This is a genomic window from Flavobacterium sp. FPG59 (assembly GCF_002150205.1).
Lineage (GTDB): Bacteria > Bacteroidota > Bacteroidia > Flavobacteriales > Flavobacteriaceae > Flavobacterium.
Genome location: NZ_MTCA01000157.1, coordinates 1 through 7353 on the forward strand (window position 1 = coordinate 1; position 7353 = coordinate 7353).

Genomic DNA, 7353 nt, shown 5'->3' on the forward strand with positions numbered 1-7353 from the left:
GTACATAATTGTAGACATCAATTCCTGTTTTAGACAATGGACTCGTAAAACTCTTGTCAAAAAAAGTTAGGTGATTGTTGTAAATATTATAATCCGAATATAAATCTTTGACAAAAGCTAATATTTGCTGATTGCCATTAAACCCGGATGTTTTACTGGCTTTAATTTTATCTTTTACTTTCTTTAAAACATTATCTCCGTAAACATCATTAAGAGATTCATTAATAAAAATAGGCAAGTACGTTTTACCCGTAACTCTTGATGTATCCATTTGATTGAAGATAAACTCCATGCCCTTGAAAATTTTATTTTTCATGAAAGCACTGTCAATGGAGTTCATGTCAAATTCTATTTTTTCGTATTTCTCCATTTGGTATTGATCAAACTGGTACAAACCGTTTTTACGTTTTCGTTCCCAAATTTTTCTCAAAATATCTAGCGCAGGATTGTTTTTCTTTGAAGTTTTACCTGCAAATACTACTACTTCATTTAAACTTTCAGCTTCATTAAGCGTGATTTTAAAATTATAGTTAACTGCTTTTTCTAAGGTAATTTCTCTTTCCGAAAAACCTACTGAGGAAACCAACACAACGGTATACGTCTTTTGGGATTCCAAATAAAAATTCCCATCTTCATTCGTAACAATTCCTTCACTTGATCCTTTAAAAACCACATTAGCAAACGGAATCGGCTGGTTTTGTTTGTCTACTACAATACCGCTTATTTTGGTTTGCGCCAATACGGTATGGAATACACCACAAAAAAACAAAGTCAAAATCAAAAGATACTTTTTCATAACAAATAAAAAAACTTCATCAATAGAAACCATTGATGAAGTTATTAAGGTTAAAAATCACAAATACAAACTCCATCAACAAGAGTTGTATTTGAATTTTATTTATACATTACTTTCTTTACCGCTTTCACAACGTCACCAGCATTAGGCAACCATTCTTTTAATAAAACCGGAGAGTAAGGCGCAGGAGTATCAGCCGTTGTGATACGTTGAATAGGTGCGTCTAAGAAATCAAAAGCACGCTCTTGAACAATATATGTAATCTCCGATGCTACACTTGCAAAAGGCCAAGCCTCTTCAAGTACTACTAAACGATTGGTTTTTTTAACCGAAGTCAAAATCGTTTCGTAATCCATCGGACGTACTGTTCTTAAATCAATAATTTCACAAGAGATACCTTCTTTAGCTAATTCGTCAGCAGCAATATGAGCCTCTTTGATAATTTTACCAAAAGATACAATTGTTACATCAGTACCTTCTCTTTTAATATCAGCAACTCCCAACGGAATTACATATTCACCATCTGGCACTTCACCTTTATCACCATACATTTGCTCAGATTCCATGAAAATAACAGGATCGTTGTCACGAATAGCTGCTTTTAATAATCCCTTTGCATCATAAACTGTAGATGGAACAACAACTTTAAGACCTGGAGTGTTTGCAAACCAGTTTTCTAAAGCTTGAGAGTGCGTTGCACCTAATTGCCCTGCCGAAGCAGTTGGCCCACGAAAAACAATTGGCACATTAAATTGGCCACCACTCATTTGACGCATTTTGGCAGCGTTATTAATAATTTGATCAACCCCAACCAAACAAAAGTTGAAAGTCATGTATTCTACAATTGGTCTACAACCATTCATTGCTGATCCCACTGCAATACCTGAAAAACCAAGCTCTGCAATAGGAGTATCAATCACTCTTTTTTCACCAAACTCTGCAAGCATCCCTTTAGACGTCTTGTAAGCACCATTATATTCTGCAACTTCTTCACCCATTAAGTATATGGACTCATCGCGACGCATTTCTTCACTCATCGCTTCGCAAATAGCCTCTCTAAATTGTATCGTTCTCATATTATATGTTGTATGTGTCTAATTTTCGAAAAGCAAAAATAAATATTTTAAATCACTTAAAAGCATAAATCATACTAAATTAATTCAGGATTTACACGCATGATTTTTAGGAGCTTTTTCCGGCTCTACGCTGTATCTTCCTGTGCCTAAAGGCAGCACAGGAAGGATGCCGCTACTATCCGGGCTACGAAAACGTTGTAATTTTAAAAAAATATTATGCACGCATAGTATATTATTCAAATTAATATTTTAAATTTGTAAAAGAAATTAAGAATAATTAAAAATATAGGTATGAAAATATTAGTTTGCATCAGTCACGTTCCTGATACTACATCAAAAATTAACTTTGTAAACGGAGATTCAGAGTTTGACACAAACGGTGTTCAATATGTAATTAACCCAAATGACGAGTTTGGTCTAACACGTGCTATCTGGTTTCAAGAGCAACAAGGTGCTACTGTTACTGTTGTAAATGTAGGAGGTCCTGACACTGAACCTACTTTAAGAAAAGCTTTAGCAATTGGTGCTAACGAAGCTATTCGTGTGAACGCAACACCTACTGACGGATTTTTTGTAGCTAAACAATTAGCCGAAGTAATCAAAAAAGGTGGATACGATATTGTTATTGCAGGTAAAGAATCATTAGATTATAATGGTGGAATGGTACCTGGAATGATCGCTGGAATTTTAGGTTATAATTTCCTAAACTCTTGTACTAACTTAACAGTTGATGGAACTAATGTAAAAGCAGTACGTGAAATTGATGGTGGAAAAGAAACTGTTGCCACTACTTTACCATTAATCATTGGTGGACAAAAAGGACTTGTAGAAGAAAAAGACTTGCGTATTCCAAACATGAGAGGAATTATGACTGCAAGAACAAAAGCTTTAACTATCCTAGAGCCAGTTGACGCTACTGTAAACACAAAAGCAGTTAAGTTTGAAAAACCTGCACCTAAATCAGCTGTGAAACTCGTATCTGCAGATAATTTAGATGAGTTAATTAACTTATTACACAACGAAGCAAAAGTAATTTAGTAATCAGTTTTCAGTCACAGTTTTCAGTTGCTAAACTTTAAACCTTAAACTTTAAACTTTAAACAAAAATAGTATGTCAATATTAATATACGCGGAATACGCAGAAGGAAAATTCAAAAAAGTAGCATTCGAACTAGCTTCTTACGCAAAAAAAGTAGCTGAAACGCTAGGAACAACAGTGACAGCTGTCACTGTTAATGCAAGTGATGTATCTGAATTAGCTAAATACGGTGTAGACAAAGTTCTTAAAGTAAACAATGATAAATTATCTGGTTTTACTGCAAAAGCTTATGCTGATGTTATTAAGCAAGCTGCACAACAAGAAGGTTCAAAACTAGTTTTATTATCTAGCACTACAGATAGTATTTACTTATCATCACTAGTTGCAGTTGCACTTGAGGCTGGATTTGCATCAAACGTGGTAGGTTTACCAGTTTCTACAAGCCCTTTTCAAGTAAAAAGAACGGCTTTTTCAAATAAAGCTTTCAACATTACTCAAATAGATACTGACGTTAAAATTTTAGGCTTAGCCAAAAATTCATACGGAATTTTTGAAAATGCTGTTTCAGCAACCGAAGTAGATTTCAACCCAACAATCGGTGAAAATGATTTTGGAGTTAAAGTAGAATCTGTTGAAAAAGGTTCTGGAAAAGTTTCTATAGCTGATGCTGACATTGTAGTTTCCGCAGGACGTGGACTTAAAGGTCCAGAGAACTGGGGAATGATTGAAGAATTAGCAACAACACTTGGTGCTGCAACAGCTTGTTCTAAACCAGTTTCTGATTTAGGATGGAGACCTCACGGAGAGCACGTAGGACAAACAGGAAAACCGGTAGCCACTAACTTGTATATTGCTATTGGAATTTCAGGTGCTATACAGCATATTGCCGGAATCAACTCTTCTAAAGTTAAAGTAGTTATCAATAGCGATCCTGAAGCGCCTTTCTTTAAAGTTGCTGATTACGGAATTGTAGGTGATGCCTTTGAAATTGTACCTCAATTAATTGAAAAATTCAAAGCCTTTAAAGCGCAAAACTAATAAGGAAAAGAAATCATTACAACATTTTAAATGCTACTTAAATCAAGATATTTGTATCTTTGCTTTTAAGTAGCATTTCTTTTTACAGGAAATGCTAGTTACTTTTAATTAAAAAAAAGTATTTTGTACTTTTCCATCAACACAATTATGAGCTTAGTTAAACTATCTATAAAAGGAATTTCATACAGTCAAACTCAAAATGGAGCCTACGCTTTAATCTTAAACGAGGTTGACGGCGAAAGAAAACTACCCATTGTAATTGGTGCTTTTGAAGCCCAATCAATTGCCATTGCATTAGAAAAAGAAATAAAACCACCACGTCCTTTGACTCATGATTTATTTAAAAATTTTGCAGAACGCTTTGATATTGTAGTAAAACAAGTTATCATTCACAAACTAGTAGATGGAGTTTTCTACTCTAGTATTATTTGTGAAAGAGACAAAATTGAGGAGATCATTGACGCTCGAACTTCAGATGCTATAGCACTGGCTCTGCGTTTTAAAGCTCCTATTTTTACCTATAAAAACATATTAGACAAAGCTGGAATTTTCCTAAAAACAAATCCTCTTGATCCCAACAAAGACAATCAAGACCTAGATGATGTATTATCAAATCCAGAAACTTTTGGTCATGAAGACGAATCAAATCAAGCAGGAAACACCTATTCTAAGCACACTTTGCCAGAGCTCCATGATTTATTAGATCAAGCTGTAACAAATGAAGATTACGAAAAAGCGGCTAAAATACGTGATGAAATTTCAAAAAGATAACACAAGAAATTCATAAAGGATACTAATTATTTAGAATTGGCAATACTAAAACAGTACAACATTTATTTGAAAACTGTTTTATTAAATCCTATATTTGATTGCAATTACCTATAAATCAAACTATGAAAACAAAACTTGCCTTACTCCTACTTGTATTAGGATGCAGTACTGATGCTTTTTGCCAAGACATCTATTTGCATTGTGGAAAAGTATTAAACACCTTAACTGGAAAAGAACTGGTAAACCACACCGTAATTGTTTCCAAAAATAAAATTATAAAGATTCAGGAAGGTTTTGTATCGAAATCTCAACCAAATGATATTGAAATAGATCTTAAGAAAAAGTACGTTTTACCAGGCTTAATTGACCTTCACGTTCATATAGAGGGCGAACACGATACTAAAAGCTATATGTCTAAGTATCTGGAAAACGAAGCAGATATTGCTTTTCAAGCTGTTCGATGTGCCGAGGTAACCTTACTTTCAGGGTTTACAACAGTACGAGACTTGGGCGGTACAGGTGTAAATATTTCTATTAGAAACGCCATCAACAAAGGTATTGTAAAAGGTCCACGTATTTTTACTGCAGGTAAATCTATAGCTACCACTGGCGGTCATGCTGACCCAACAAACGGTAGTAATCGTAAACTTGTAGGTGATCCTGGACCACATGAAGGAGTAATAAACTCACCCGAGGAAGCCGTAAAAGCAGTAAGAGAACGTTATAAAGAAGGTGCCGATGTAATTAAAATAACTGCAACTGGCGGTGTATTAAGCGTGGCAAAAAGCGGAAAAAATCCTCAATTTACTTTAGAAGAAATAAAAGCAATAACATCAACAGCTAAGGATTACAACATGCTCACTGCTGCACATGCTCATGGTGACGAAGGTATGCAAAGAGCAATCATTGGCGGAATAAAAACCATTGAACACGGTACTTTTATGAGTGAGGAAACCATGGAGTTGATGAAAAAATACGATACCTACCTTGTCCCTACCCTAACTGCAGGTAAAGAAGTAGAGAAAAACGCAGAAGTGAATGGATACTATCCTGAAATTGTAGTACCTAAAGCAAGAGAAGTAGGTCCGCAACTGAAAGCAACTTTTGCCAAAGCATATAAAAAAGGAGTGAAAATTGCATTTGGTACTGATGCAGGTGTTTTTACACACGGAAATAATGCAAAAGAATTTGGTTATATGGTAGAAGCCGGAATGCCCGCGCTAGAAACAATACAAGCAGCCACAATTACAAATGCATTCTTATTAGGAATAGCTGATACTGTAGGTCAAATAAAAGAAAATTTTCTTGCAGATATCATTGCTGTTGATGAAAGTCCTATTACAACAATAAAAACACTTGAAAAAATAGTTTTTGTAATGAAAGACGGTAAAATCTACAAAAACTAACGTTTTGAAAAACTAAACATGAAACAATATTTAGACTTAGTACAACACGTTATGGAAAACGGTTGTCAAAAAGGAGATCGAACAGGAACGGGCACAAAAAGTGTTTTTGGCTATCAAATGCGTTTTGACTTAAACGAAGGTTTCCCAATGGTAACTACTAAAAAACTGCATCTAAAATCAATTATTTATGAATTGTTATGGTTTTTAAAAGGAGATACTAATATAAAATACCTTCAAGAAAACGGAGTTAAAATTTGGGATGCCTGGGCAGATGCCAATGGTGATTTAGGGCCTGTTTATGGAAGACAATGGCGCAACTGGAATAACGAAGAAATTGATCAAATTTCAGATTTGATACAAGAATTAAAAACCAATCCTAACAGCAGGAGATTGCTTGTGTCAGCATGGAATCCTTCTGTATTGCCAGATACAACAAAATCATTTGAAGAAAATGTTGCTAATAACAAAGCTGCCTTACCGCCGTGTCATGCTTTTTTTCAATTTTATGTAGCGGATGGTAAGCTATCCTGCCAACTATACCAGCGCAGTGCCGATATTTTCCTTGGTGTGCCGTTTAATATTGCTTCTTATGCATTGCTAACCATGATGGTTGCACAAGTTTGCAACTTACAATTAGGCGAATTTATTCACACTTTTGGCGATGCTCACATTTACAACAATCATTTTGAACAACTAGAACTGCAATTAACCCGAAGCCCAAGACCTTTACCAAAAATGATCTTAAACCCAGAAATAAAAGACATTTTTGCATTTGAATTTAAAGATTTTACTCTAGAAGGATATGATCCTCATGACAGTATAAAAGGAAGTGTTGCAGTATAATAAAAACAGTGTTATAGTTTAAACAACTACAACACTGTTTTCATTTCCAGCAAATGCATTCCATCGGTAGGAGTCAGCTTCAGGTTCATTGACGTAGTTTCCGTCTACTAGATACTTGAATTCGTAATCTGCATTTTTATCCAAATCAAAAACCCCCTTAAAAGTACCGTTCTTTAATTTACTTAATGCACCAACTGAAGGATCCCAATTATTAAAATCACCTACAACGGCCACTTGTTGAGCTGTTTTAGCAGGAAAAGAAAAAGTAACTTTACAGACAGGTTTAGCTTTGATAAATTGTTTCTTAACTGACATAACTATTTCATTTATAGATTTATACAACAAAGTAACTAAAAATCAACCAAGATACAAACGCTCATTGAT

Annotated in this window: 8 protein-coding genes; 5 read left to right on the forward strand and 3 right to left on the reverse strand. The window is 34.7% G+C overall.

Going from position 1 to position 7353, the window contains the following annotated elements; translation table 11 throughout:
• A partial coding sequence (locus FPG59_RS12110; RefSeq protein ID WP_140344650.1) for a carboxypeptidase-like regulatory domain-containing protein occupies positions 1-796 on the reverse strand: 796 nt, incomplete at its 3' end.
• 98 nt (positions 797-894) lie between these two features.
• On the reverse strand, positions 895-1872 hold the full coding sequence (locus FPG59_RS12115; protein ID WP_086454855.1) for a pyruvate dehydrogenase complex E1 component subunit beta: 978 nt from the start codon (positions 1870-1872) through the stop codon (positions 895-897).
• Positions 1873-2163: 291 nt separating this feature from the next.
• On the opposite strand from FPG59_RS12115, the gene FPG59_RS12120 reads away from it, so the two are divergent.
• The 5 genes from FPG59_RS12120 (at position 2164) to FPG59_RS12140 (ending at position 6969) form a co-directional block, all read left to right on the forward strand.
• Positions 2164-2910, forward strand: coding sequence for an electron transfer flavoprotein subunit beta/FixA family protein (locus FPG59_RS12120; RefSeq protein ID WP_086454856.1), 747 nt, complete (start codon positions 2164-2166; stop codon positions 2908-2910).
• Positions 2911-2983: 73 nt separating this feature from the next.
• Complete coding sequence (locus tag FPG59_RS12125; protein ID WP_086454857.1) at positions 2984-3949, forward strand: electron transfer flavoprotein subunit alpha/FixB family protein; 966 nt, start codon at positions 2984-2986, stop codon at positions 3947-3949.
• A gap of 147 nt (positions 3950-4096) precedes the next feature.
• Positions 4097-4720: a bifunctional nuclease family protein gene (locus FPG59_RS12130; protein WP_086454858.1), complete on the forward strand. Its 624-nt coding sequence runs from the start codon at positions 4097-4099 to the stop codon at positions 4718-4720.
• A 122-nt stretch (positions 4721-4842) separates the two neighbouring features.
• A complete protein-coding gene (locus tag FPG59_RS12135) occupies positions 4843-6126 on the forward strand; it encodes an amidohydrolase family protein (RefSeq protein ID WP_086454859.1) in 1284 nt (427 codons plus the stop codon).
• An 18-nt stretch (positions 6127-6144) separates the two neighbouring features.
• A complete protein-coding gene (locus tag FPG59_RS12140; RefSeq protein WP_086454860.1) occupies positions 6145-6969 on the forward strand; it encodes a thymidylate synthase in 825 nt (274 codons plus the stop codon).
• Positions 6970-6987: 18 nt separating this feature from the next.
• On the opposite strand, the gene FPG59_RS12145 is transcribed toward FPG59_RS12140, so the two are convergent.
• Complete coding sequence (locus FPG59_RS12145; RefSeq protein WP_086454861.1) at positions 6988-7284, reverse strand: isoamylase early set domain-containing protein; 297 nt, start codon at positions 7282-7284, stop codon at positions 6988-6990.
• Positions 7285-7353 lie beyond the last annotated feature (69 nt).

Bases quoted from the DNA above. Each gene is read 5' to 3' on its own strand.
- FPG59_RS12115 (WP_086454855.1), bottom strand. From the start codon at position 1,872: ATGAGAACGATACAATTTAGAGAGGCTATTTGCGAAGCGATGAGTGAA.
- FPG59_RS12120 (WP_086454856.1), top strand. From the start codon at position 2,164: ATGAAAATATTAGTTTGCATCAGTCACGTTCCTGATACTACATCAAAA.
- FPG59_RS12125 (WP_086454857.1), top strand. From the start codon at position 2,984: ATGTCAATATTAATATACGCGGAATACGCAGAAGGAAAATTCAAAAAA.
- FPG59_RS12130 (WP_086454858.1), top strand. From the start codon at position 4,097: ATGAGCTTAGTTAAACTATCTATAAAAGGAATTTCATACAGTCAAACT.
- FPG59_RS12135 (WP_086454859.1), top strand. From the start codon at position 4,843: ATGAAAACAAAACTTGCCTTACTCCTACTTGTATTAGGATGCAGTACT.
- FPG59_RS12140 (WP_086454860.1), top strand. From the start codon at position 6,145: ATGAAACAATATTTAGACTTAGTACAACACGTTATGGAAAACGGTTGT.
- FPG59_RS12145 (WP_086454861.1), bottom strand. From the start codon at position 7,284: ATGTCAGTTAAGAAACAATTTATCAAAGCTAAACCTGTCTGTAAAGTT.